Source organism: Cellulomonas sp. P24, from assembly GCF_024704385.1.
Classification (GTDB): domain Bacteria; phylum Actinomycetota; class Actinomycetes; order Actinomycetales; family Cellulomonadaceae; genus JAJDFX01.
Genome location: NZ_JAJDFX010000002.1, coordinates 203,807 through 227,420 on the forward strand (window position 1 = coordinate 203,807; position 23,614 = coordinate 227,420).

Annotated in this window: 22 protein-coding genes and 2 pseudogenes; 8 read left to right on the plus strand and 16 right to left on the minus strand. The window is 72.0% G+C overall.

The genetic code is table 11. The features are described 5' to 3' along the window. Positions 1 to 4 precede the first annotated feature (4 nt). The 5 genes from LJB74_RS01015 to LJB74_RS01035 are packed head-to-tail and all read right to left on the minus strand — an operon-like array spanning position 5 to position 4,159. Positions 5 to 445 (minus strand): hypothetical protein, encoded by a 441-nt coding sequence (locus LJB74_RS01015; protein WP_259306784.1) that lies wholly within the window; start codon positions 443 to 445, stop codon positions 5 to 7. After that, positions 446 to 1,888 carry a multicopper oxidase domain-containing protein gene (locus tag LJB74_RS01020; protein WP_259306785.1) on the minus strand — a complete coding sequence of 481 codons (1,443 nt, stop codon included), beginning with the start codon at positions 1,886 to 1,888 and terminating at the stop codon, positions 446 to 448. Beyond that, complete coding sequence (locus tag LJB74_RS01025; RefSeq protein ID WP_259306786.1) at positions 1,885 to 3,021, minus strand: hypothetical protein; 1,137 nt, start codon at positions 3,019 to 3,021, stop codon at positions 1,885 to 1,887. Before LJB74_RS01025 ends, LJB74_RS01020 begins: the two co-directional genes overlap by 4 nt. Next, positions 3,018 to 3,356, minus strand: coding sequence for a metal-sulfur cluster assembly factor (locus tag LJB74_RS01030; RefSeq protein ID WP_259306787.1), 339 nt, complete (start codon positions 3,354 to 3,356; stop codon positions 3,018 to 3,020). Before LJB74_RS01030 ends, LJB74_RS01025 begins: the two co-directional genes overlap by 4 nt. After that, the gene (locus LJB74_RS01035) at positions 3,353 to 4,159 is read right to left on the minus strand and encodes a metalloregulator ArsR/SmtB family transcription factor (RefSeq protein WP_259306788.1); all 807 of its coding nucleotides are present in this window, start codon (positions 4,157 to 4,159) and stop codon (positions 3,353 to 3,355) included. Before LJB74_RS01035 ends, LJB74_RS01030 begins: the two co-directional genes overlap by 4 nt. A gap of 79 nt (positions 4,160 to 4,238) precedes the next feature. On the opposite strand from LJB74_RS01035, the gene LJB74_RS01040 reads away from it, so the two are divergent. Then, a complete protein-coding gene (locus LJB74_RS01040) occupies positions 4,239 to 4,982 on the plus strand; it encodes a DUF2249 domain-containing protein (protein WP_259306789.1) in 744 nt (247 codons plus the stop codon). Continuing rightward, positions 4,972 to 5,460 carry a DUF2249 domain-containing protein gene (locus LJB74_RS01045; protein WP_259306790.1) on the plus strand — a complete coding sequence of 163 codons (489 nt, stop codon included), beginning with the start codon at positions 4,972 to 4,974 and terminating at the stop codon, positions 5,458 to 5,460. Before LJB74_RS01040 ends, LJB74_RS01045 begins: the two co-directional genes overlap by 11 nt. Here the strand turns inward: LJB74_RS01045 and LJB74_RS01050 are convergent. From LJB74_RS01050 to LJB74_RS01060, 3 genes and pseudogenes are all read right to left on the minus strand, one after another. After that, positions 5,400 to 6,938: an FAD-dependent oxidoreductase gene (locus LJB74_RS01050; protein ID WP_259306791.1), complete on the minus strand. Its 1,539-nt coding sequence runs from the start codon at positions 6,936 to 6,938 to the stop codon at positions 5,400 to 5,402. The genes LJB74_RS01045 and LJB74_RS01050 overlap by 61 nt on opposite strands. Then, positions 6,929 to 9,090 (minus strand): annotated as a pseudogene (locus LJB74_RS01055) (molybdopterin oxidoreductase family protein). Before LJB74_RS01055 ends, LJB74_RS01050 begins: the two are co-directional and overlap by 10 nt. Continuing rightward, positions 9,091 to 10,509, minus strand: coding sequence for an MFS transporter (locus tag LJB74_RS01060; RefSeq protein ID WP_259306792.1), 1,419 nt, complete (start codon positions 10,507 to 10,509; stop codon positions 9,091 to 9,093). It lies immediately after the preceding pseudogene. 295 nt (positions 10,510 to 10,804) lie between these two features. Between LJB74_RS01060 and nirB the strand changes: the two are divergent. The 5 genes and pseudogenes from nirB (at position 10,805) to LJB74_RS01085 (ending at position 16,957) form a co-directional block, all read left to right on the plus strand. Further along, positions 10,805 to 13,391 (plus strand): annotated as a pseudogene (nirB, locus tag LJB74_RS01065) (nitrite reductase large subunit NirB). Beyond that, positions 13,388 to 13,846, plus strand: a complete 459-nt coding sequence (gene nirD, locus LJB74_RS01070) for a nitrite reductase small subunit NirD (protein ID WP_259306793.1) — start codon at positions 13,388 to 13,390, stop codon at positions 13,844 to 13,846. Before nirB ends, nirD begins: the two are co-directional and overlap by 4 nt. Beyond that, positions 13,843 to 15,093 carry a uroporphyrinogen-III C-methyltransferase gene (cobA, locus tag LJB74_RS01075; RefSeq protein ID WP_259306794.1) on the plus strand — a complete coding sequence of 417 codons (1,251 nt, stop codon included), beginning with the start codon at positions 13,843 to 13,845 and terminating at the stop codon, positions 15,091 to 15,093. Before nirD ends, cobA begins: the two co-directional genes overlap by 4 nt. Continuing rightward, positions 15,090 to 16,226 carry a uroporphyrinogen-III synthase gene (locus LJB74_RS01080; protein WP_259306795.1) on the plus strand — a complete coding sequence of 379 codons (1,137 nt, stop codon included), beginning with the start codon at positions 15,090 to 15,092 and terminating at the stop codon, positions 16,224 to 16,226. The genes cobA and LJB74_RS01080 overlap by 4 nt, the downstream gene beginning before the upstream one ends. Beyond that, on the plus strand, positions 16,223 to 16,957 hold the full coding sequence (locus LJB74_RS01085) for a sirohydrochlorin chelatase (protein ID WP_259306796.1): 735 nt from the start codon (positions 16,223 to 16,225) through the stop codon (positions 16,955 to 16,957). Before LJB74_RS01080 ends, LJB74_RS01085 begins: the two co-directional genes overlap by 4 nt. Positions 16,958 to 17,015: 58 nt before the next feature. On the opposite strand, the gene moaA is transcribed toward LJB74_RS01085, so the two are convergent. The 3 genes from moaA to glp form a co-directional block, all read right to left on the minus strand. Next, on the minus strand, positions 17,016 to 18,089 hold the full coding sequence (moaA, locus tag LJB74_RS01090; RefSeq protein ID WP_259306797.1) for a GTP 3',8-cyclase MoaA: 1,074 nt from the start codon (positions 18,087 to 18,089) through the stop codon (positions 17,016 to 17,018). Beyond that, the gene (locus tag LJB74_RS01095) at positions 18,080 to 18,556 is read right to left on the minus strand and encodes a molybdenum cofactor biosynthesis protein MoaE (protein ID WP_259306798.1); all 477 of its coding nucleotides are present in this window, start codon (positions 18,554 to 18,556) and stop codon (positions 18,080 to 18,082) included. Before LJB74_RS01095 ends, moaA begins: the two co-directional genes overlap by 10 nt. A gap of 84 nt (positions 18,557 to 18,640) precedes the next feature. Then, a complete protein-coding gene (gene glp, locus LJB74_RS01100; protein WP_259306799.1) occupies positions 18,641 to 19,852 on the minus strand; it encodes a gephyrin-like molybdotransferase Glp in 1,212 nt (403 codons plus the stop codon). A gap of 56 nt (positions 19,853 to 19,908) precedes the next feature. On the opposite strand from glp, the gene LJB74_RS01105 reads away from it, so the two are divergent. After that, positions 19,909 to 20,550 (plus strand): molybdenum cofactor guanylyltransferase, encoded by a 642-nt coding sequence (locus LJB74_RS01105; RefSeq protein ID WP_259306800.1) that lies wholly within the window; start codon positions 19,909 to 19,911, stop codon positions 20,548 to 20,550. Positions 20,551 to 20,561: 11 nt separating this feature from the next. Here LJB74_RS01105 and LJB74_RS01110 read toward each other — a convergent pair whose 3' ends face one another. The 5 genes from LJB74_RS01110 to LJB74_RS01130 all read right to left on the minus strand — a co-directional run bounded on the left by LJB74_RS01110 (position 20,562) and on the right by LJB74_RS01130 (position 23,599). Continuing rightward, positions 20,562 to 20,876 carry a DUF6457 domain-containing protein gene (locus LJB74_RS01110; RefSeq protein ID WP_259306801.1) on the minus strand — a complete coding sequence of 105 codons (315 nt, stop codon included), beginning with the start codon at positions 20,874 to 20,876 and terminating at the stop codon, positions 20,562 to 20,564. A 72-nt stretch (positions 20,877 to 20,948) separates the two neighbouring features. Beyond that, complete coding sequence (gene fdxA / locus LJB74_RS01115) at positions 20,949 to 21,296, minus strand: ferredoxin (RefSeq protein ID WP_259306802.1); 348 nt, start codon at positions 21,294 to 21,296, stop codon at positions 20,949 to 20,951. A 32-nt stretch (positions 21,297 to 21,328) separates the two neighbouring features. Next, on the minus strand, positions 21,329 to 22,003 hold the full coding sequence (locus LJB74_RS01120; protein ID WP_259306803.1) for a metalloregulator ArsR/SmtB family transcription factor: 675 nt from the start codon (positions 22,001 to 22,003) through the stop codon (positions 21,329 to 21,331). Positions 22,004 to 22,049: 46 nt separating this feature from the next. Then, on the minus strand, positions 22,050 to 22,430 hold the full coding sequence (locus LJB74_RS01125) for a DUF488 domain-containing protein (protein WP_259306804.1): 381 nt from the start codon (positions 22,428 to 22,430) through the stop codon (positions 22,050 to 22,052). Between the two features lie 53 nt (positions 22,431 to 22,483). Continuing rightward, complete coding sequence (locus LJB74_RS01130) at positions 22,484 to 23,599, minus strand: FAD-dependent oxidoreductase (protein ID WP_259306805.1); 1,116 nt, start codon at positions 23,597 to 23,599, stop codon at positions 22,484 to 22,486. Positions 23,600 to 23,614 lie beyond the last annotated feature (15 nt).

Genomic DNA, 23,614 nt, shown 5'->3' on the forward strand with positions numbered 1-23,614 from the left:
CCGTTCAGCTGACCGGAAGTGCGGTGGCCAGCAGCACGACTACGAAGGAGCCGACGAGGGAGGCGAGGGCCAGCGCCCGCGCGAGCGTGGCGCGGCCGGCGGCGTTGGCCCAGCCGTGCAGTCCTGCGGCGAGCATGACCAGCGCGAACGCGACGAGCTTGCCCGCGAGCGTCCGCCCGTAGCCGGGTTGGGCGAGGGAGGCGAGGGTGACGCCCTTGTGCCACGCGAGCGCGAGACCTGTGGCCACCTGCAACGGGATCAGCGCCACCACGGTCGCGATGCCGAACCGCATCCCCAGGGTCCGCATCAGGTCGGCGCGGTCCTGGCGGGTGAGCCTGCGCCGCGCCGCCGGTAGGACCAGCGCGGAGAGCGTGAGTTGACCACCGAGCCAGACCACGGCGCCGACCACGTGCACGAACCGCACGAGCGACCAGAGGCCGAGCACCTAGTACGCCTCGAAGATGCCGTGGGCGCCCCGTTCGCCGTCGACCATCGCGTGGTCGATGAAGGCGTAGTGACCCGCGGCGGGAAGCACGAACTCGACGAATCCGCCCTGCGCGGGGGCGAGGTCGAGGACCTGGGAGGCGCCGTGCTCGGCGTTACCGGGTCGGAGCAGGTAGGCGCCTTCTTTGAACACGGTGTCGAACTGTGTGCCGACGACGTGGAACGCCGCTGATCTTTGGGGTCCGGCGTCCACGACCCAGACCCGGACCCTGTCCCCGGCCTTGATGCGGATCGGTGCGTGGTCGTACTGGTTGACGTACCCGTTGAAGACGATCGCGTCAGGCTTCTCCGCGTCGACCTTGGCCTCGTCTGCGGTGCCGTCCTGCGGTCCGAGGTACAGCTCGGAGTGGATGAGCACGAGCTCGTCGGCGACGGGCGCGAGGTCCGGCGGGTCGATGATGACGGCGCCGAACATGCCGTTGGCGATGTGCAGGGACATGGGCATGGTGCTGCAGTGGTAGAGCCACGCCCCGGAATGGTCGGCGACGAACTGGTAGGTCAGGGACTGCCCGGGAGCGATCGTGCGCATCGCCTGGTCGGGTGAGACGGATCCGGCGTGGAAGTCGATCCCGTGGCCCATGCTCGCCTGGTTCACCAAGGTGATGGTGAACAGGTCACCGACCTTGCCGTGCAGGGTCGGGCCCGGGGCGGTGCCGTTGAAGGTCCACAGCGTCTGGCGCACGCCGGGGGCGACCTCGACCAGGGTGTCGCGCACGGTGAAGGTCACGCGATGCTCGGTGGCTCCGGGGGCGGGCTGCAGTGTCGGGTCGTACGCGTGCCAGCCCGCCGCGGGGGTCGCCTGGAAGTCGATGACCGGGGACGCCTGCGCGGGGGTGCTGGAACCCGCGGCGGACGTACCTCGCGTGGAATTCATCCCGGGCATCGCTGCGGCGGACGGTGCGGCGATCGTCGCGCCGGAGGTGGGGACGATGCTCATCGTCATCCCGGCCGCACGGTGACCGGGGACGCTGCACCAGCCTGAGATCCGGGCACCGACGATCCCGACGTCGAGCGTGGCCGACTGGCCCGCGTCGAGCAGCGGGGTGTGCTGACCGGAGTCCAGGACGAGGTCGTGGCGCATCGCGTCGGTGTTCGTCACGTGCAGCACGAGTCGGGTCCCCGCGGGCACGTCGATGGTTGAAGGGGTGATGCGCATGTCGGCGAGAGTGACCTCGACGGTTCGCGTGCCTCCGGGGCTCACCACGGCGTGGGCGTCACGTGCCCGTGACGGGCCGCCGGTCAGGGCTACCACCAGGGCGATCGTGAGCATGGCCAGTCCCAGGCCCAGACCGCCGATCAGGCTGATGCGGTCCTGGCGGGAGCCGGCTTCGGTCGACGCGGAGGCGTCGTCCACCCCCGGTGCGTGCGTCTGTGGCGGCGTCACGCGGGCCGTCCTTGGCGTCGTGAACGCACGACGGCTGATGCCGACGCGGCGAGGAACGCGAGGACGGCGAGCTCGGTGCCCACGCCACCGATCCGCCACCAGAGATCGAGCCGGGCCGCGTCGCCCAGGACCACGCGGATCAGCAACGAGACGTGCAGCAGGGCGACGTGGCCGTAGAACCAGCGCGCGAACGGCAACCGCACGCGCAGGACGGCCGGGACGATCACGGGCGCGTGCCCGAAGATCATGGACATCACGAATCCGAGGAACACCGCGTGCAGGGCCGCGTCGTAGGTCCCGATCCCGTCACCGAGGTTCCCGGCGACCAACCAGATCGTCCCGCCGATGAAGAGCCAGACGTATCCGGCGAGCAGGCACACCGCCATGAACCGTGTCACACCGGGGATCTTGACCGTGCGACGCGCGACGTCATGCGCTGCACCCCACAGGGCGAGGGCGACCATCCCGGCTCCCGCCGTCCGCACCCCGACCGTCCCGAGGGCCCCCGGTAGCGCGCACAGGACGAGCCCGACCCCGAGGAGCACGGCGCCGACCTGGAACCTGCGGACCGAGGTGCGGGTGAGCATCGCCACGCGCGCGAGCTCGAGGCGTTCACCGATGATCGTCAGGACGAGGAAGCCGGAGATCCAGGGAACCAGACGTGGCAGGGTCAGCCCCGCCAACCAGAGCACGGTGGCGATGTACCAGCACAGTGCTCCTGCTGCCATCACGGTCAGGTGCAGCGCGGGCTGGATCCGGTGGACGACGAGGTAGACGACGACCAGCACGATCGCTGCCGCGCACAGCAGGAGCCTGCCGATGACGGGTGGCAGGCTCACCAGGAGCGCGAGGCTGCCCGCGCCGGCGAGCGCGGGTGCGGCGAAGGCCCATCCGTGTCCGAGGGCGACGGCCCTCTCCAGCGAGATCACGGTGCCGAGGAATCCGAGGGCCATCAGTGGCCCGTGGTCGGCGGCCGTGGTGGCGGCAAGGGTGGGCACGGGCAGCCCCAGCAGCAGCAGCCCGCCCCACAGGCCTGCGAGCAGGCTCACCAGGGCGGCGACGAACAGGGCCAGGCTGCGACGCGGGACGACGGGTGACTGTCGCTTCGGTGCGTCGACAGCCAGTCCTGTCACCATCCGAAGGCCCGCTTGGTCTCCTCGGTGATCATGTCGGGTGACCAGGCGGGAACGTGGGTGATCTCGACGTCGACGTGGTCGACGGCTCCTCCACCGAGCAGGACCCGGCGAACCTCGTCGCTCAGGTACTCACCCAGGGGGCATGCGGGCGTCGTGGTGGTCAGCAGGACCGAGGCTGCCCGTTCGGAGACCTCCAGCCCGTACACCAGCCCCAGGGAGATGATGTCGACACCGAGCTCGGGGTCGATCACCTCCCGCAGCGCGTCTCGCAGCTGGTCGGCCTCGGTCCCCGGGCCGAGGAGCCGGGTCACCGAGAGCGGTTCGCGGGTCATGCGACACCGGCGGTGCGATCGGGGCGGTCGCCTCCGTCGGTCGCCGTCGGCGCGAGGTACGCCAGGCACAGTCGTGGGCTGACGAACGGTTCGAGCCGCACCGAGACGGGCGTTGTGAGCATCTGGTCCAGCGCGCCCTGGATGAGTCCGAGGTGAACCCCGCACACGACGTCGCTGTGGTCGACCGCGACATCGCGGAAGGGGCACTCGTGCAGCTCGATCACCGTGGCGGTGACGGACCCGGGAGCGGGATCCTGCGACTCGGCGGTTGCGGTTGAAGGCTCTCGGAGTCGTGGTGCGAAGCCCACCTCGTCGAGCAGTGCGACGATCCGGCCCACGGCGTCGAGGTGATCGCCGGAGTCCTGGTCGGCTTCCGACCGCGCGGTGCTGTCGACGTCGACCTCGACCGACTGGTGCCCCCACCGTCGTCCCGCCTCGGCGGCGACCGATCCTGGAGCTGCGTCGTCGGTTCGCCGGGTCTGGCCGTCGATGCTGCTCGCCAGGACTCGCGCGAGCATGCGATAGGCGCCTTCGGACTCGACGTCCGTCGATGGCGGGACCGCGCGGAACAGCAGCCGAGGCCGTCCTGGGGTGGTGCGCAGCTGTGCGGCCCTGACGGCGAGCCCGGCGTCCACGAGCTGGTCCAGGTGCGAGCGGACCGTGTTCGGGTGCAGGCCGACCGCGTCGGCGATGGCCTGCACATCCAGAGGTTCGGCGCTGGTGCGCAGGGCCTCCAGGACGGCCACCCGGCTCACGCCGGAGAGCACGCGGTGGGTCTGGGCGTCGATCGGTTCACGGGGCACGGGTACATTTTTCACCGAAAGTGTAGTAAAAACAACTCGAGGTCGACGCGATCGCGACGACGAACCCCTGGGAGAGACCATGCCGGCAGAGACGTATCAGATCTCCTCGACTCCTCCGCCGGGCGTACCCGGGCGGCCCACCACGGCGAACGAGCACGTCATCGCCGCGATCGAGCGCCATCACGCGACGTTGGCCGACGAGCTCGGCGGCCTAACCGCGCGAGTCCTCGACCACGCCAGGGCGGGCGACTACGAGGCCTCCCGCGCGGCCCTGGTGACGTGGTTCACCCTCGACCTGCTCCCCCATGCGCAGGCCGAGGAGGTCGCTCTCTACAGCGCTGGCGCCGAGCTCGAGGCGACCCGGCTTCTGGTGGCGGGCATGGTCGCCGAGCACCGCGCGCTCGCCGCGCTCGTCGCCGCGCTCGATGCCGCGGCCGACCCGGTGTCGGTCACGGCGGCGGCGGCGGCCGCGCAGGCGTTGTTCTCGGTGCACCTGGCCAAAGAGAACGAGCTTCTCCTGCCTGCACTCGACTCAGCCGGCGTCGACCTGGGCGCCGCGCTGGACGGGATGCGCGCGATCCTCGGCGACGACCACGAGCCGGACGAGCTCGACGTCCGCACACTCCCGCACGGTGGTCGCCACGAGGTGATCTTCGGTCGGCTCGACTCGCTCGCCCCTGGCGCGTCGTTCACGATCGTCAACGACCACGATCCGCTCCCCTTGCGGTACCAGACCGAAGCCATGTGGCCCGACCGGTTCGTCTGGACGTACAGGCAGAGCGGGCCGGAGATCTGGCGGGTGGAGATCACCTGTGCCGCATGAGTCCGACGCTCTCGTCGACGGCCTGACCCGCACCCTGGCCCGTGCCTGCCGGGCGCTCGCCGAGGCCGGTCACCCGCACCAGGCTGGACGACTCGCGGCCGATGCGTGGGTGCTGCTCCGCTCGACCCACCCCACCCAGGCCGGGCGCCTCGACGGCACCATGCATCACACCGCACGCCTCGAGACGCAGCGTGCGACCGCCGTTCCACCCAGCTCACCGAGACCGGAGACCGCCATGCCCCTGGACGACCGCATCGTCGATGTTCGCGCCGAGATCCCCCGCACCCGTCACGCCCTCATCTTCGAGACCTTCGCCGAGCTGCCGGCCGGGACCGCGTTCGTCCTGGTCAACGACCATGATCCGAAGCCGTTGTACTACCAGCTCGCGGCGGAGAACACCGACCAGTTCACATGGGACTACCTCGAGGAGGGACCGGAGGTCTGGAGGGTGCGCATCGGCAGGCTCGACGTGGCCTGAGCGCGTCGCGCCATGGCACCGCTGGGCTCGGCTTCGGGCTCCGGCGGGTCGGTGCTCTTGGCGAGCCACTCGAGCAGGCCGCAGACGGCGTCGGTGCATCCGCCGCAGCCCGTCGTCGCGCGGGTGGTGAGCGCAATCTCCTCGACCGTCCTCGCGCCCTGGGTCCAGCGTGCGGAGACCTCGCCCTTCGTGACCCCGTTGCACCGACAGATCGTTGCGCGGTCCGGCATGAGCGTCACCGACGGCTCGACCTCGGTGCCGGCGCCGCGAACGGGCCGGAGCAGCAGCTGGGCGGGGTCGGACGGCACGGGCGTCTGCAGCGTGTAGGCGGCGGTCAGGTCGGCGGCGACAGTGCTGGCACCCACGCACGTGGCGCCGACGACGACGCCTGCGGCGACGACGACCTCGACGTGTCGACCGGTCGCCGGGTCGCTCAGCCGCACGGCCCGGTGGGCTCCGGGGGATGCCACCGCGGACCCGCTGATCCCCATGGTCACGACCTCGAGCCCGTGAGCCTTGAGCCGTACGACGTCCGTGCCGACCTGGTTCGGGGTGAGGCCGGGGAGGCTGCTGGGATCGGCGAGCATCGCGGCGAGTCGTCGCGCCTGGTCCCACCCCTGGGCGATGAGGCCGGTTCCACCTTCCGGCGGTTGGGCGCAGTCGCCGATCGCGAACACGGCCGGGTCTGACGTCGCACCGTCGGGTCCGACGACGATCCCGCGCCCGACCGCGAGTCCCGCGCGCGCGGCGAGGTCCGTCTCCGGGACCGTCCCCGTCGAGAGGACCAGGAGGTCGGTCGCCAGGTGCTCGCCGTCCGGCAGGAGCACGCCGCTCACGCCGTCCGCGGAGGCGACGACCTCTCGAGGCCGTTGCCCGACGCGCACCGCGATGCCGAGATGCTGCAGGCCGTGCTCGACGGCCCTCGCGGCGTCGGCGTCGAGCTGGCGGTCCATGAGGTGCGGACCGCCGTGCACGAGGGTGACCTCGAGGCCGCGCTCGGCCAGCCCGCAGGCGACCTCGAGACCGAGCACCCCGGCTCCGATGACCACGGCTCGGGTGCCGGTCCGGGCGGCTGCGACGATGGCGTGCGCGTCGTCCACGGTCCTGAGCGGATGCACGTGGGCCGGCAACGGGTCGAGACCGGTGATGTCGGGGATGCGCGCACGCGCGCCGGTCGCAAGGACGAGGACGTCGTACGCCAGGACACGCGCGTCGGACGCGGTGACGGTGCGGGCGTGGCGGTCCACCTCGACGCCGGCGACGCCGCGATGAACGGTGACCTGCCGGTTTGCTGGAGCGGGCAGCGTGAGGGAGGTGGCGCCGATGCGTCCTGCGACGAGCTCGCTGAGCAGCACCCTGTTGTACGGCTCGTGGTGCTCGGCACCGAGGACCGTCACCGAGGCGTCCTCGGTGCGCGAGACGAGCTCGTCGACGAATCGCGACCCGACCATCCCGTGACCGATCACGACTACGTGCATCGGCGGACCACCTGACCGTCGGGTGCGGCGCGACGGACGTCGACGGCACACACCTTGAACTCCGGCATCCCGGAGATCGGGTCCGTCGCGTCGGTGGTCAGCCGGTTCGCGCTTCCCGACCCGGACCAGTGGAAGGGCATGAACACGACGTCCTGTCGGGTGCGTGCCGTCACGTGCGCCACCACGACGGCGGTGCCCCGCGCCGACGTGACCTCGACGAGGGCGCCGTCCTCCACGTCGATCCGGTCCGCGAGGAGCGGGTGGAGCTCGACGTACGGGTCGGGCTGTGCCGCCGCGAGGGCCGGCACGCGGCGGGTCTGCGCGCCCGACTGGTAGTGCTGGAGCACGCGTCCGGTGACCAGGTACACCGGGGCGTCGGCCCGCAGGTCGTCGGCCGGACCGTGATGGTCGACGGCGACCATCCGGGCGCGACCGTCCGGCGTCGGGAACCTCTCGAGGAACAGGCGAGGCGTCCCTGGGTGGGGCGGTTCGCCCGTACGTGGTGCGGGGCACGGCCAGAAGAGCCCGTCGGTGTCGGCGTCCAGGCGCTCGTGGCTCAGCCCGCCGTAGTCCGCCACGCCGCCTGCGCTGGCCCGTGCGAGCTCGTCGAAGACCTCTGCCGGGTCGGTGGGGAATCCGCGGGTCACGCCGAGCCGTGCGGCCAGGGCGTTGAGCACCTCGAGCTCGGAGCGGACCCCGTCCGGAGGTTCGAGCGCCTTCCGACGTCGCAGTACACGCCCTTCGAGCGACGTGGTCGTGCCGTCCTCCTCGGCCCACTGGGTGACCGGGAGCACGACGTCGGCGAGCATCGCCGTCTCGGAGGGCACGATGTCGCAGACCACGAGGAGGTCGAGAGCGGCGAGGCGTGCGCGGACGCTGTCGGAGTTCGGTGCGCTGACGACCAGGTTGCTGCCGTGCACGAGCAGGGCTCGGGGACCGTCCGGGGTGCCGCAGCGGTGGAGCAGCTCGACCGCCGGCAGGCCAGGCCGGGAAGCGAGTCGGGGTCGATGCCCCAGACGCGCGCGACGTGCGCGCGTGCCGCGGGGTCGTCGATCCGTCGGTAGCCCGGTAGCTGGTCCGACTTCTGGCCGTGCTCTCGTCCGCCCTGCCCGTTGCCCTGGCCGGTGACGGCTCCGTAGCCGCTCCCCCGGCGCCCCGGTAGTCCGAGGGCGAGGGCGAGGTTGATCGCGGCGGTGACGGTCGCCGTGCCCTGGGTGCTCTGCTCCACCCCGCGCCCGGTGAGCACGTAGGCGCCGCAGCCGCCGTGCGTCGGGGAGGCCGCGGCGAGCAGCCGGGCGGTTCCCCGCATCGCGTCGGCGGGGACGCCGGTCACCTGCTCGGCCCGCTCGGGCCACCAGGCCGCGACGCTCCGGCGGACCTCGTCCGCGCCGTGTGTGCGCGCGGCGAGGTAGGACGCGTCGATGAGGTCCTCTGCCCACAGGACGTGCAGCAGCGCGAGGAGGACGACGAGGTCGGTGCCGGGAATCGGTTGCAGGTGCACACCGGCGCCGCCGTCGGTGAGCGCCGCGGTCGGGCTGTGCCGCGGGTCGACGACGACGAGGCCCCCGGCCGCGCGGGCGCCTGCGAGGTGCACCGAGGAGGGTGGCATGGTTTCGGCGAGGTTGCTGCCGAGGAGGAGGACGGCCTGTGCGCTGCCGAGGTCCGCGAGCGGGAAGGGTAGTCCGCGGTCGATGCCGAAGGCCCGGTTCGCGCCCGCGGCGGCGCTGGCCATGCAGAACCGTCCGTTGTAGTCGATGTTCGGTGTGCGCAGCACGACCCGCGCGAACTTGCCCAACGCGTAGGCCTTCTCGTTGGTCAGGCCGCCGCCGCCGAACACCGCCACCGCTGCGGGACCGTGGGCCTCGCGTAGCGCGATCAGTCGCGTCGCGACGAGGTCGAGCGCCTCGTCCCAGGTGGCCGGGTGGAGGTCGCCGTCGGTTCCGCGGAGCAGTGGGGTCGTGAGCCGGTCCGGTGTACGCAGGACCTGGGCGCTCGTCCAGCCCTTCTGGCACAGACCGCCGCGGCTGGTGGGGAAGTCGCGTCCCGAGACGGTTACCGGCGCGCCGACCTTCTCGGCGGAGGCGTCGGGCGCGGTCAGCTCCATCGCGCACTGGAGGGCGCAGTACGGGCAGTGGGTCGCGGTGGGCAGCATTCAGATCACGGCCGCGCTCATCGGGGCGCTGCGGCGCTGGTAGACGGCCCAGGTCGTGACGCCCAGGACGACGTACACCCCGACGAACACCCACAGCGCCGGTTGGAGGTTGCCGGCGAGCGTGTGGGAGATGGCGAACCCGCGCGGGATGAGGAATCCGCCGAACGCACCTGCGGCGCCTGCGATGCCGATGCAGCCTGCGGCGGCCTTGCGTGCGGCGGCGATGCCTTCTCCGGTCGTCGCGCTGTGCCGGAACACGGCCGGGATCATCCGGTAGTTCGCGCCGTTGCCCGCACCGCTCGCGACGAACAGCACCAGGAACGAGCCGAGGAAGAGCGCGAAGCTGGCCGTGCGCAGTGCCATGACGGCGCTGGAGGCGGCGACCGCCATGACCGCGAATGAGGCGATCGTCACGCGTGCCCCGCCCCACCGGTCGGCGAGGATCCCGCCGACGGGCCGCGAGACCGAGCCGACGAGTGCTCCGAGGAACGCGATGCTGACGGTGATCCGCGGGAACTGTGTTGCCAGCAGCGTCGGGAACACGCCGGCGTAGCCGATGAACGAGCCGAAGGTGCCGATGTAGAGCAGGGAGATGATCCAGGTGTGGCGGTTGCGGACCGCTGAGCCGAACGCCCGGTAGTCCGCCTTGGCCACGGTGAGGTTGTTCATCAGCCGCGCGGCGAGAACGGCTGCGAGCAGGATCAGCGGGAGGAGCATCAGGCCCGCGCGTTCGAGCCGCAGCCCGGCTGAGGAGACGATCACCAGTGGGACGGCGAGCTGCACGGCCGCCGTCCCGATGTTGCCGCCCGCGGCGTTGAGCCCGAGCGCTCTGCCCTTCTCCGCCTCGGGGTAGAAGAACGAGATGTTGGCCATCGAGGAGGCGAAGTTCCCGCCGCCGAGACCGGCGAGCGCTGCGACGACGAGAAGCATCCAGAAGGGCGTGGTCGCGGGGCGGGAGACGACGAATGCGAGGCCGCTTGCGGGCAGCAGCAGGAGCAGTGCCGAGGTGATCGTCCAGTTGCAGCCACCGAATCGCGGGACTGCGAAGGTGTAGGGCACCCGGAGCGTTGCTCCGACGAGGCTCGGGATCGCGATCAGCCAGAACTGCTGGTCGACGGTGAGGGTGAAGCCGGCGGCCGCGAGCTGCGGCACCACGATGCTCCAGGAGGCCCAGACGCTGAACCCGAGGAACTCCGCGAAGATCGACGGGTAGAGGTTGCGTCGGGCGATGCGTCGGCCGATGGTGCTCCAGAAGGTGGGGTCCTCGGGTTCCCAGTGGTCGATCCAGTGGTTCGGTCGGGTGGCCGCGGTCCGGACCGTGTCGGAGCCGGGGCGGTGCAGGTCGGCGCGGGCGGGGGCGTTCACGGTGGTCCGTGCAGCGCGGACGTCGGAGTCGGCGAGGGCTTCGGGTGTCGTCATGAGTTCTCCTGCGTGAGGTCGTCGGGGACCAGCGGTGGCGGTGACGCTACGAACCTGGTGTTTCCGACGCGGTGGTTCGCTGTTACCTCTGCGGAACCACAAACGCACGGTCCCGGAGTGGCCGCGGTGAGATCTCCGGGCCGGTGTCCGCGGACGCCATGCGTCTCACAGGAGCGGCGAGCGCGCTGTGCGCGAAAGGTTGCGTGCGGGAAACCCACGGGCGACACCGTCGGAAACATGAGGTCCGTACGGTCGGCGCCAGTGGCCCGTCGGGCCGTACCGCCTGGAGGTCACGATGTCCCCGCTCCCCCAGCAGCTTGTCGTCGTCGGTGGCGGCATGGTCGCCCAACGGCTCGTCGAGGCGCTGCGTGCGCGCGACGAGGCCGGCCGGTGGCACGTGACCGTCCTCGCCGAGGAGCCCCGCGCGCCCTACGACCGCGTCGCGCTGACGTCCTACTTCTCCGGGAGAGACCCGGAGAGCCTGTCCCTCGGGTCTCCCGACCTGTGGGGCGACCCGTGCGTCACCCTCGTGCGCGGCCGGTCGGTGATCGCCCTCGATCTGGCCGCGCGCACTGTCCGGAGCGACGACGGCACGGTCCGCGGCTACGACCGGCTCGTGCTGGCGACCGGGTCGCGCCCGACCGTGCCACCGATCGTCGGGGCGGACCTTCCCGGCGTCTTCGTGTACCGGACGATCGACGACGTCGCGGCGCTGCGCGGGTGGGTCGAGGAGAGGTCGGCCGGGCTCGACCGGCCGGTGCGCGGCGCCGTGATCGGCGGCGGGCTGCTTGGGCTCGAGGCTGCGGGAGCGCTGCAGGCGCTCGGCACCCGGACCACCGTCGTGCAGGTCGGCTCTCACCTGATGTCTGCGCAGATCGACCTGGGCGGCGGCCATGTGCTGCGGCGTCTGATCACCCGGCTTGGCGTCGACGTCCGGGTGGACGCGGCCACCGCGCGGATCAGGGCGAACGATCGCGGCCAGGTGGGGCGCCTCGAGCTCGCGGATGGTGAGCGGATCGATGTCGATGTCGTCGTCTTGGCGACCGGGGTGACGCCGCGCGACGAGCTCGCCCGGGCGGCGGGCCTTGCGGTTGGTCCGCGCGGGGGCGTCGTCGTCGATGAGGCGTGCCGCACCGCGGATCCGCGGGTGTGGGCCGCGGGCGAGGTCGCGTGCATCGACGGTGCGTGCCTTGGCCTGGTTGCTCCGGGGTATGCGATGGCCGAGGTTGTGGTGGACCGGCTGCTCGGGGGAGCGCGGTGTTCCCGGGCGCTGACACCGCGACGAAGCTCAAGCTTTCTGGTGTGGACGTCGCGAGCTTCGGCGACGCGTTTGCCCGTACTCCGGGCGCGCTCGAGCTCGTGCACTCGGACCCGGCTGCCGGGGTGTACAAGAAGTTGGTCTTGTCCGACGATGCGCGGACGCTTCTGGGCGGCGTCCTCGTCGGGGATGCGTCGGCGTATGCGGGTCTGCGTCCGATGGTCGGGCGTCCGCTCGCGGGTGACCCCTCGGCCCATCTGCTCCCGGCGGGCAGCGGCGCCGGCGCGCCCGGCGGGGACCTGCCGGATGACGCGACGGTGTGCTCGTGCAACAACGTCACTGCCGGGACGGTGCGGGCGGCCGTGACCGAGCACGGGTGCATCGACGTGGCGGGTGTCAAGGCGTGCACGCGCGCCGGGACGAGCTGTGGGTCGTGCGTGCCGCTCGTCAAGCGGCTTGTCGGTGACGAGCTGCTCCGCGCGGGGGTCGCTGTCAACGCCGGCCTGTGCGAGCACGTCGCGCTCTCGCGCGCGCAGCTGTTCGACGCGGTGCGGGTGACCGGGTTGCGCACCTTCAGCGAGATCATGCGCCGGCACGGGACCGCGGTCGCGGGTCGGGGCTGCGACATCTGCAAGCCCGTCGTCGCGTCGATCCTCGCATCCCTGGACGACGGGCACGTGCTGGACGACGAGCGGGCGGCCCTGCAGGACACGAACGATCATGTGATGGCCAACCTGCAGAAGGACGGCTCGTACTCGGTCGTGCCCCGTATCCCCGGTGGGGAGGTCACTCCGGAGGGGTTGCTCGCGATCGGGCAGGTGGCGCTCGACTACGGGTTGTACACGAAGATCACGGGTGGTCAGCGGATCGACCTGTTCGGCGCCCGGTTGGAGCAGCTCCCCGAGATCTGGCGTCGGCTCGTCGACGCGGGGTTCGAGTCCGGGCACGCTTACGGCAAGTCGCTGCGGACCGTGAAGTCCTGCGTCGGCTCGACGTGGTGCCGGTACGGCGTGCAGGATGCGGTCGCCCTCGCGGTCCGCCTCGAGCTGCGGTACCGGGGGCTGCGGTCACCGCACAAGCTCAAGCTCGGGGTGTCGGGCTGCGCGCGGGAGTGTGCCGAGGCCCGGGCCAAGGACGTCGGCGTCGTGGCGACCGATCGCGGCTGGAACCTGTACGTGGGTGGGAACGGGGGTTCACGCCCCGGCACGCACGACTGCTCGCCGAGGATCTCGACACCGAGAGCCTGGTGCGGACGATCGACCGGTTCCTCATGTACTACGTCCGCACGGCGGACCGCCTGCAGCGGACCGCTCCGTGGATCGACGAGGTCGAGGGGGGTCTGGACGGGGTCCGCGCGGTGGTCCTCGAGGACAGCCTCGGGATCGCGGCGGACCTCGACGCGGCGATGGCACGCCACGTGGAGGTGTACGAGGACGAGTGGAAGGCCACGCTGGACGACCCGGTGAAGCTGCGCCGGTTCGCGTCGTTCGTGAACGCGCCGTCGACGGCCGATCCGTCGCTGGCGTACGTCGCCGAGCGCGGTCAGGTGCGACCTGCGACACCGACCGAGCGCGCCGACCCGGCCGTGCTGGTCGCCGGCACGACGCTGGCGGTCCGGTCGTGACCGGCCCTCAGCCCAGGTGGCGCGAGGTGTGCGGGCTCGACGATCTCGTGCTGGAGAGGGGTGCGGCGGCCTTGGTCGACGGGGAGCAGATCGCCCTGTTCCGGGTCGGCGAGCGGGAGGTCCTCGCGGTGCAGCAGCTCGACCCGTACAGCGGTGCCCAGGTGATCTCGCGTGGGATCGTCGGGTCGCGGGCCGGTGCCGTCACGGTCGCCTCGCCGATGTACAAGCAGGTGTTCGACCTGCGGACCGGCCGGTGCCTGGATGCTCTCGGCCGCGAGCCGCAGGACCTGCGGACGTGGTCGGTGCGGGTGGAGAGCGACGTCGTGATGGTCGCCGCGGACGACCTCGAGGCTGCAGCGGTGCCGGGTACTGACGGCACCGACCGCACCGACGGCACCGACGGCTGTGCCGGTTCTGCCGGCTCTGCCGGCACGGTCAGGGCGGCGGCACGATGACCACGCTCCTGGGCGTCGACCTGACGGACCGCCGCGTGCTGGTCGTCGGTGGTGGGCCGGTGGCGGCTCGCCGCACGGCCCAGCTGCTCGGGAACCGCGCGCTGGTCACGCTCGTGGCACCCGAGGTGTGCGAGGACCTCGTGATGCGTCTCGACGACGACCGGCTCGCGTGGCGGCCGCGTGAGGTCCGCGAGGATGATCTCGACGAGGCGTGGCTCGTGCACACGTGCACGGGGAGCCGCGACGCGGACGCCGCGGTGGCCCGGTGGGCGCAGGAGCGCCGCATCTGGTGCGTCGTCGCCGGGGACGCGGAGCGGGGCTCGGCGCGTACCCCGGCGTTGACGTCCTGCGGCGACGTCGTGGTCGGCGTCGTGTCCGCGGGCGTGCCGGACCCGGGCCGGACGGTGGCCGTGCGCGACGCGCTCGCCGAGGTCCTGCGCACGGGGTCCATCGACGTGCGCCGTCGGCGCCGGGCCGCACCGCATGCGGGGCGGGTCGTCCTGGTCGGCGGCGGTCCGGGAGCGGTGGACCTCGTGACGCTGCGCGGACGGCGCGCGCTCGCCGAGGCCGACGTCGTGGTCGCCGACCGGATCGGGCCGACCGACGTCCTGGCGGAGCTCGCGGCCGACGTCGAGGTGATCGACGTCGGCAAGACGCCGGGGCATCACGCCGTCCCGCAGCACGAGATCAACCGGATCCTCGTGGAGCGGGCACAGCGCGGCCAGGTCGTCGTCAGGCTGAAGGGCGGCGACCCGTTCGTGTTCGGGCGCGGGGGCGAGGAGGTGGTGGCGTGCCGTGCGGCCGGCGTGCCCGTCGAGGTGGTGCCGGGGGTGAGCAGCGCGTTCGCGGTGCCGTCCGCTGCGGGCATCCCGGTGACCCATCGCGGCACCACGGCGGCCTGTCACGTGATCAACGGGCACGCCGGGCTGGACGCCTCGGCCCGGAGCGTGCTCCGGGACGGGTCGGCCACCCTCGTCGTGCTGATGGGGGTGTCGGTGCTCTCGGGCCTGGTCGATGACGCGCTCGCCGAGGGCGCGGACCCCGCGACCCCGGTCGCGATCATCGAGAAGGGCACGACCGACCGGCAGCGGGTGACCCGCGACCGTCTCGACGCGATCGTCGACCGCGCGAGCGTCGTCGGCGTCGCGGCTCCGGCGGTGATCGTGATCGGTGGGGTTGCCGCACCGGGCCTGCTCGATCCGCCGCCGTTCCGAGGCGTGGGGCACGACGTGACAATGGGCACGTGACCGACCACATCGACCCGACGCTGGCGGGCTGCACCATGCTGGTGACGGCCGACCGACGCGCGGCCGAGCTGGGCGCGGCGTTGCAGCGCCGTGGTGCCGTCGTCCGCTACGCACCGGCGCTCAGCATGGTGCCGAACGAGAGCGACACCCTCCTGATCGCCGGGACCCGCGCGCTGCTGGCTGACCCGCCGGACATCGCGGTCGTGACGACCGGGATCGGGTTCCGCGCCTGGATCGAGGCGGCCGATGCCGTCGGGCTCGCCGACGAGCTGGTCGCTGCCCTCGGTCGTGCGCGCTTGGTCGCGCGCGGTCCCAAGGCGCGTGGCGCGATCCAGGCTGCGGGCTTGCAGGCGGACTGGGTGGCCGAGTCCGAGACGTCCGCCGAGATCGCGGAGGTGCTGCTGGACGAGGGGGTCGCCGGTCGACGGATCACGGTGCAGCACCACGGCTCCGGGGCGGACGGTTTGGACGAGGCGTTCACGGCGGCGGGGGCGCGGGTGCAGAGCCTGGTCGTCTATCGGTGGGGTCCGCCGCCCGATCCGGCTGCGCTCGAGGCGTCCGTGCGCTCGACGGCGGCCGGAGAGATCGACACGGTCGTGTTCACGTCGGCGCCCGGGTGTGCTGCGTGGCTCGCGGCGGTCGATGCGGCCGGGGTGGACGGGCAGGTCAGGTCGCTGTTCCGCGCCGGTTCGGTCGTCGCGGCGGCCGTGGGGCCGATCACGGCGCAGCCCCTGATCGATCGCGGCATCCTCCCGTTGGTCCCGGCACGGGGGCGCCTTGGGGCTTTGGTGCGCACGATTGTCGACCACTACGGCGGACTGCGAACTGTGGAAACGGTCGCGGGACGGCTCCGGGTGCACCGACGTGCCGCGGTGCTCGACGGGCGGGTGCTCGCGCTGTCGCCCACCGGCATCGAGGTGCTGCGGCTGCTGGCCGAGGCGCACGGTGAGGTCGTCACACCGGCGCAGGTCCTTGCGGCGCTCCCCGGGGATTCGACGGACGCGCATGCCGCCGAGGTCGCCATCGCGCGGTTGCGCCAGGCGGCCGGGAGCCGCGACCTCGTGCGCACGGTCGTCAAACGCGGGTATCGGCTCGCGACCGTGGACCGCGAGCCCGACCGGAGCACGCCGTGAGACACGCGCCGGAGACCGACTTGGCGAGTGCCGCCCGTCCCCCGGTCCTGATCGGGTGCTCCCACGGCACCGACAGCCAGGCCGGCCGAGCCACGGTGCGCGCGATCCTCGCGGACGTGCGCCGGACGCGCCCGGACCTCGATGTCCGCGAGGCGTTCGTCGACCTTCAGCAGCCGGCGGTCGGTGACGCCGTGCGGGAGGCGACGCGGGGTCCCGGTTCCGCGGTCGTCGTGCCGCTGCTGATGTCCACGGGCTTTCACGTGGGTGTCGACATCGCCGCTGCCGTGGCGGGTCGACGGGCGACGAGCGCGGACACCCTCGGACCGGACGACCGGCTCGTCCGGATCCTCGTTGACCGGCTCGAGGCCGCGGGCGCGCACCCGGGGGACGCGATCGTGTGCGCGGCGGCGGGGTCGACCGACCCTCGCGCGGCGGCGGCGGTCGAGCGGGTTGTCGAGGGACTTCGCGCGGCGTGGCCGGTGGGTCCGGTGACGGTTGGTTACGGGTCCGCCGCGGTGCCACGGGTCGCGGACGCGGTGAGCGAGGCTCGCCGCGCGGGCGCCGAGCGCGTCGTCGTGGCGTCCTACCTGCTCGCACCCGGGTTCTTCCACGACCGGCTGCGTGAGTCCGGGGCCGACGTCGTCACGGAACCCCTCGCGCCGGACCCGCTCCTCGTCGCGATCGTCCTCGATCGGTACGCCGAGGCCGCGGCGCTGATCGCGACGGTGTGAGGAGGGCGGGCGTGCGGACCGCCGGTCCGACGACTCGCGGTTCGCGCGCGCCGGGCGGTCAGCCGCCGATGTAGGACATCTCGATCCGATGTCCGCCTGCGCCGAGCGGTTCGGCCGCTCCTCGCGCTTCGGAGTACCGGTCGGTGCGGCTGTGCCAGATCGTGCTCATCGCGTCGGCGAGGTCCTCGTCCGACGCTCCCCCGCGGATCAGTGCGCGCAGGTCGTGGCCGCCGGTGGCGAACAGGCAGGTGAAGAGCTTGCCGTCGGTGGAGATCCGGACCCGCGTGCAGGTGTGGCAGAAGGCCTGGGTCACCGAGGAGATCACGCCGATCTCGCCGCTGCCGTCGCGGTAGCGCCACCGCGTGGAGGTCGCTGCGGGGTACTGCGCCGGGACGGCCTCCAGGGGGAGCTCGGCGTCGATCCGGGCGACCACCTCGGCGGAGGGGACGACGTGCTCCAGGCGCCAGCCGTTGGTGGTCCCGACGTCCATGTACTCGATGAATCTCAGGATGACGCCGGTCCCCGCGAAATGGCGTGCCATCGGGACGATGTCCTGGTCGTTGTGCCCGCGCTTGACGACCATGTTGACCTTGACGGGCCCGAGGCCGGCCTCCAGGGCCGCATCGATGCCGTGGAGGACCTTGGCGACCGGGAAGCCCACGTCGTTCATCGCCATGAAGGTGGCGTCGTCGAGCGAGTCGAGGGAGACGGTCACGCGCCGTAGCCCGGCTGCCCGCAGGCGCTCGGCTTGTTGGGCGAGCAGGGCGCCGTTCGTGGTGAGGGCCAGGTCGACCAGCTGCCCCGACGGGGTGGTCAGGGTGCTCAGCTGCGCGACGAGTACGGGTAGGTCCTTGCGCAGCAGCGGTTCGCCTCCGGTGAGCCGGATCTTCTCGATTCCGTGGTCCACCGCGATGCGGGCGAGGCGGGTGATCTCCTCGAACGAGAGCACGTCCGACCTGGGCAGGAAGGCGTGGTCGCGCCCGTAGACGTCCTTGGGCATGCAGTACACGCAGCGGAACGTGCACCGGTCGGTCACCGAGATCCGCAGGTCACGCATCGCGCGCCCACGGGTGTCGATGACGCTCGGGGCGCCGACGGCGGGGTCGCCTGGTGGCACCGGATCTACGCGCATCCGACCCATTCGTCCGTCCCGTCCGTGAAGACCTGCCGCTTCCAGACCGGAAGCAGGCGTTTGACCTCGTCGACCAGCAGCGCGGCCGCGGCGAAGGCCTGGCCGCGGTGCGCAGCGGAGACTGCAACGGCCAGCGCGCAGTCGCCGACTGCGAGCTCTCCGACCCGATGGGACACCGCGAGCGACTCGACCTCGGTCCGGGCGGCGACGTCCTCGGCGATGCGCCTCAGGATGTCTGCCGCGTCCGGGTGGGCCACGTAGGCGATGCGGTTCACCGAGCGGCCGTCGTCGTGGTCGCGCACGACTCCCGCGAACGTCACGACGGCTCCCGCCTCCGGGCGCTCGACCTCGGTCGCATGTCCTGCTGGGTCGATCGGTTCCGTGGTGACCTGGGCTCGGACGACGGCCCGGGCCGGCAGGTGACCAGTGACCTCGGGGACGGAGTCTCCTGGTGCTGGCGTCCTCATCGCGACAGCCTAGTTCGGCGGGGCGTGACGGCCGCGGCGGTCCCGGGGGGTGGACGGTGCCCCGGGGTCGCGTCGCGGCGCCGCTCACCACAGGTGTGCATGGGAGACCATCACCTCGATGTCGTCACCGGTGGCCATGCGGGTCACGTGCTCGGGCACGATCGCCAGGGCGTTCGCTCGCGCCAACGCACCGACCAGGTGCGAGCCGGAGCCGCCGACGGGTGTCGCGACGCGCTCACCGGCCTCTGTCGCGAGGTCGACCCGGACGAACTGGCGGCGGCCATCGGGTGAGGTCAGCGGCGCACCAAGCCGCGCGCGCACGGTCGGGCCGATGACGTCGCGGTGGCCGTGCAGCCGACGGAGCACCGGGGCGACGAACACGTGGAACGAGACGAACGCGCTCACCGGGTTGCCGGGCATTGTCAGGACCGGGACGCGCCGGTGACCGAGCACGCCGTGGCCTTGCGGCTTTCCGGGCTGCATGGCGACCCGCTCGAACGTGACGGTGCCGAGCGTGCTGAGCGCTTCCTTGACGACGTCGTACGCCCCGACGCTGATCCCGCCGGTCGTCAGGACCAGGTCGACGCCGTCGAGCTCGGAGAGCAGCAGGTGGAGCAGTGCGTCGGCATCGTCGGGGGCGGCGCTCAGCTGACGGAACGTGGCGCCGAGCTGACGGACGGCCGCCGCGAGCATGACCGAGTTCGAGTCGAAGATCTGCGCGGGTCCGAGCGTCGAGCCCGGGGCGACGAGCTCGGAACCCGTGGACAGGACCAGGACGTGCGCCCGGCGGTGCACCGTGACGTGGCTCGCACCGATCGACGCGATCAGGGCGATGGCCGCGGGGTCGATGATCGCGCCCTCACGAAGCACGACCGACCCCCGAGGCACGTCCTCCCCGTGCGTGCGGATGTTCGCCCACGGTGCGGGTTCGCGCGAGATCGTGACCACGGCGACCCCGGCGTCCGTCCATTCGACGGGGACGACGGCGTCGGCGCCGGCCGGCAGCGGTGCGCCCGTCATCACACGGACCGCCGATCCGGGCACGACCGCCGGGGCGACCGTGCCGGCGCCGACGTCGCCGGTGACCGTCATGGTCACCGGGCTCGACTCGGTGGCTCCGGCCAGGTCGCTGCGGCGGACGGCGTACCCGTCCATGGCCGAGTTGGTGAATACGGGCAGGTCGATCTCCGAGCGCAGGTCCTGGGCCAGGACTGCACCGAGGGCATCGATCAGCGGTGCCGTGACAGTCGGGAGGGGGACGTACGCCGTCCAGGACGTCGGCGAGATGCGCGTCAACAGTCTTCACGGGTGCGTCCTGACTCCTCGGGAGGTGCGGTGTCACGATGGTCGCCATGGAACCCGATGTCGCTCGCGAGGTGCCGCCTGCGGCGGATGGCCCTGTGCTCCGCCAGTCCCCGGTTGTGGGGGTCGTGATCCCGGCCGGTGGCACGGCGCGGCGCCTGGGAGGTGTGCCCAAGCCTGCTCTGCGGGTCGGCGACCGCTCGATCGTCGCCCGCCTGGTCGCCGACCTGCGCGCGTTCCCGCTCGTGGTCGTCGGTCCGCGACCCGATGACGTCGTGAGCGACGGGATCGAGGTGACGTGGTGCACCGAGGACCCGCCCGGCGGTGGTCCGGCGGCTGCCCTCGCTGCGGGACTCGTGCACCTGACGCATGTCGATGTCGTCGTCGCGATCGCCGGTGACCAGCCGTTCGCCGCGAGCGCGGTCCCCCGGCTGATCGAGGCGCTCGTCGCCGATCCGGGCGCCGACGTCGCGTGGGGGGTGGACGCGGAGGATCGGGACCAGCCGTTGCTCGCGGCGTACCGGGCAGACGTGCTCCGCTCGCGACTGTGCGGACCGGCTGGCGGGCGCTCGATGCGTCAGGTCACGTCGGGGCTCCGGGCGGTGCGCGTCACGTTGAGCACGGTCGAGGGGATCGACGTCGACGACCCGGCGGACCTTGCCGCCGCGCGGGACGAGGCGCGCAGGGTCTGACGTCGGTGTGCTCACTGCTCGGTCGCCGTCTCCCACACCTGGACGAGGTGCGTGACCTGGTCCAGGCGCATCTGGACCTCGACGTCGATCTGCGTGCCGCTGGCGTTCGCGGCACGCCCGGCCGCGAGCCCGACCAGGAACGCCGTCAACGGCGCTGATGGCCGGTTCACCCCGTGGGCGACGTCGCGCACCATGTCGAGCACGGACCGACTGAGCCTCGCGAGGTCGTCGCTTGCGATGTCGAGCTCGGCAGTCACGAGCGTCGCCCAGCGCACTGCGTCGTCCGCGGGGGCAGGGGTGGCCTCGCGCGCGTCGTTCTCGTTCATGTCTCCAGCCTTCCGTCGTTCGGATCTGGGGTTCGGGGCGTGCGTCGCCCATCCTCGAGGTGGCGCGCGCTGCTAGGCCTTCACCTGAACCGGGAGTGCTGCGACCAGCGGGGTGTCGACGGTGAGAGCTCCGAGCCGGGCGGCGCCGCCCGGTGAGCCGAGCGGTACCTCACGTCCGGGGAGGGTCTGGGTGAAGAAGGTCGCGTTGTCGTCCAGGTACGGTGCCCAGTGGTCGGGTAGGTCGTCCTCGTAGTAGATCGCCTCCACCGGGCACACCGGCTCGCACGCCCCGCAGTCGACGCATTCGTCGGGGTGGATGTAGAGCGTGCGTTCGCCTTCGTAGATGCAGTCCACGGGGCACTCCTGGACACACGCGCGGTCCTTGACGTCGACGCACGGCTGGGCGATCACGTAGGTCATGGCGGTGCTTCCTCAGGCTTGTCGGGTGGCGTTCATGCTGCGACGACCGGTCGCAGGCGGGCGAGACACACGTCTGGTGTCACGAACGGGTTCAGGCTCTCGATCTCCAGGTGCCCCTCCAGGTTGGCGGCGGCGCCTTGCAGGATCCCGAGGTGGATCGCGCACACCACCTCGGGGTGGCGACGTGCGACCTCGCGGTAGGGGCAGTGCCGCAGGTGCAGACTCGTCCCGTCCGGGTCGGTGCGTTCGTGCGGCTCGAAGCCCATCGCGTCGAGCATCCGCACCAGCGGAGCGATCGCGGTCTCGGCGTCGCGTGGTTCGGGAGGTGCGGGCCGATGGACGAGGTGCCGCCCCCAGGTGCGGCCTGTCTCGAGCGGGGACGACGCTGGAACGCCTGCCGTCGCGACGAGGCCGGCCAGCATCTCGGCCAGGAGTCCGTAGCCGAGTGGACCCGAGAGGTCGGTGCGCGTCGCGTAGAGGATCCGCCTGCGACCGGGTGTCGAGCGCTCTTCGGTGGTGCGGTCGACGAGCCCGTCGGCGGCGAGCGCGTCGAGGTGGAACCGTGCCGTGCTGAGCGGCAACCCCGTCCGACGGGCGACCTCGGCTGCGGGAAGCGGCTGGGCGGCTCCGTGCAGGCAGTCCAGCGTCTCTCGGCGGCGTCCGGCCACGTGCGGGGGCGGCGCATCGAGCAGACTCACCTCGTTCACTCCGCCATTGTCCGTCGCGCTCATCGTTGAAACAAGTCTTGTTGTATCAATTGGTCGCACCGTCCGATGCGCCTCTCCTGGCGAGGATGTGCGCGCGTAGCGCCACGGCGCTGTTGTGGTCGCGGTCCTGGGCGCTGTACAGGAGGGTGACGTCACCGGCGGCGGTCAGAAGGAGCTGCCACGCCTGCGGGTTCGCGTCGAGCTCGGCGGCGTACCGGCGGCGGAACTCGGGCCATTTCACCCGGTCGTGGGCGAACCATCGGCGCAGCTCCGTGGAGGGCGCCGCGTCCTTGAGCCACCCGTCCATGGCGATCTGGTCGCGCCGAAGCCCGCGCGGCCACAGCCGCTCGACCAGGTAGACCTGACCCGGGGCCGCAGGAGCCCCGTCGTAGACCCGGTGCACGCGTACAGCAGGCTCGGCGGTCACCTCGCCCCTCCCTCTGTCGTCGAGCCTCACGGCCTCACCTCTTCAGCTCGCCGTCAGCGCGCGGCGGGCGCCGCTGTGCTGAAGAGCTGCGCCATGGCCGTGCTGAAGAGGTCGATCCCCTTCATCTCACTGGTCTCGCGCGCCCCGAGAACCTCGCGCGCGCCGTCGGGACGAAGCACCTGCGACGCTCCTGCGTCGGGGCCGAGCGGGAGCACGACGAGCTCGGCAGCCGGTTCGTGGGTGGCGCTGGGCTCCCTGCCGTCGATCAGGGCCCGGATGTTGGCCGCCGCGACGTGCGCATGGGCGATCGCCGCCGATGCTCGCTTGGTCTCCGGGATGTCCGTGATGTCACCGATCGCAAAGACCGTCGGGAAGCCGGGGATGCTGAGCGTGGGAGCGACAGCGATGTGACCGTCGGCCCGGCGCGCACCGGCGAGGTCGCCGACGAGGAAGTCGGTGACGGGGGTGTTCCCGTAGCACCGGAACCACACGTCCGCGTCGATCCTGCGGCCCGCTCGCGTGTGCACCGTGAACGGCGCGAGAACACCGACGTCGACCGGAGGGAGGTAGCCCAATGGCGAACCCAGCTCGAAGGCCACGCCCCGGTCGTCGAGCTGGGAGCGGATCGCGCTGCACAGCTCAGGGAGGTAGTCGCCCGTGGTGAGGACGTCCCGGGCTCGATCCACGATGGTCAGCTTGAGCGCAGGGAATGCGGCGGACAGCTCCCCGGCCAGCTCGAGGCCGACCGGTCCGGCACCGACGATCATGACGGCCCGGGCCTCCCGTAGCGCCTCGCGAAGGCGTGCCAGACGCGCCTTGGCCACCAGCACGTCGGATTCGATGAACTTCGCCGGGAAGGGGTAGGCGGTCCCGGTGGCGAGCACCAGGTAGTCGGCGTCGACGACTCGGCCGGCTGACACGCGGACCTGCGTCGACGTGACGGCCTGTGCGTACTCGTGCACGACCCGACCGCGCGTCAGCAGGCGGTTGTACGGGAAGAAGACCCGGTCCTCCCAGGACGCGTCGACGGCTGCCCGCAGCGCACCGGTTGCATGAACGAAGCTGTCCTTGGGTTCGATCAGTGTCACGTCGGCCACCGCGTCGAGCGAGGTGGCGATCGTGGCGCCTGCGTAGCCGCCCCCGACGATGACGACGCGCGGATCACCCATGACATCCACCCTTCA

What these genes read in the sequence shown, in the direction of transcription:
- LJB74_RS01130 (WP_259306805.1), bottom strand. Translation starts at nt 23,599, where the DNA reads ATGGGTGATCCGCGCGTCGTCATCGTCGGGGGCGGCTACGCAGGCGCC.
- cobA (WP_259306794.1), top strand. Translation starts at nt 13,843, where the DNA reads ATGACCACGCTCCTGGGCGTCGACCTGACGGACCGCCGCGTGCTGGTC.
- LJB74_RS01060 (WP_259306792.1), bottom strand. Translation starts at nt 10,509, where the DNA reads ATGACGACACCCGAAGCCCTCGCCGACTCCGACGTCCGCGCTGCACGG.
- LJB74_RS01030 (WP_259306787.1), bottom strand. Translation starts at nt 3,356, where the DNA reads ATGACCCGCGAACCGCTCTCGGTGACCCGGCTCCTCGGCCCGGGGACC.
- moaA (WP_259306797.1), bottom strand. Translation starts at nt 18,089, where the DNA reads ATGCGCGTAGATCCGGTGCCACCAGGCGACCCCGCCGTCGGCGCCCCG.
- LJB74_RS01110 (WP_259306801.1), bottom strand. Translation starts at nt 20,876, where the DNA reads ATGAACGAGAACGACGCGCGCGAGGCCACCCCTGCCCCCGCGGACGAC.
- LJB74_RS01105 (WP_259306800.1), top strand. Translation starts at nt 19,909, where the DNA reads ATGGAACCCGATGTCGCTCGCGAGGTGCCGCCTGCGGCGGATGGCCCT.
- LJB74_RS01040 (WP_259306789.1), top strand. Translation starts at nt 4,239, where the DNA reads ATGCCGGCAGAGACGTATCAGATCTCCTCGACTCCTCCGCCGGGCGTA.
- fdxA (WP_259306802.1), bottom strand. Translation starts at nt 21,296, where the DNA reads ATGACCTACGTGATCGCCCAGCCGTGCGTCGACGTCAAGGACCGCGCG.
- LJB74_RS01050 (WP_259306791.1), bottom strand. Translation starts at nt 6,938, where the DNA reads ATGCACGTAGTCGTGATCGGTCACGGGATGGTCGGGTCGCGATTCGTC.
- LJB74_RS01095 (WP_259306798.1), bottom strand. Translation starts at nt 18,556, where the DNA reads ATGAGGACGCCAGCACCAGGAGACTCCGTCCCCGAGGTCACTGGTCAC.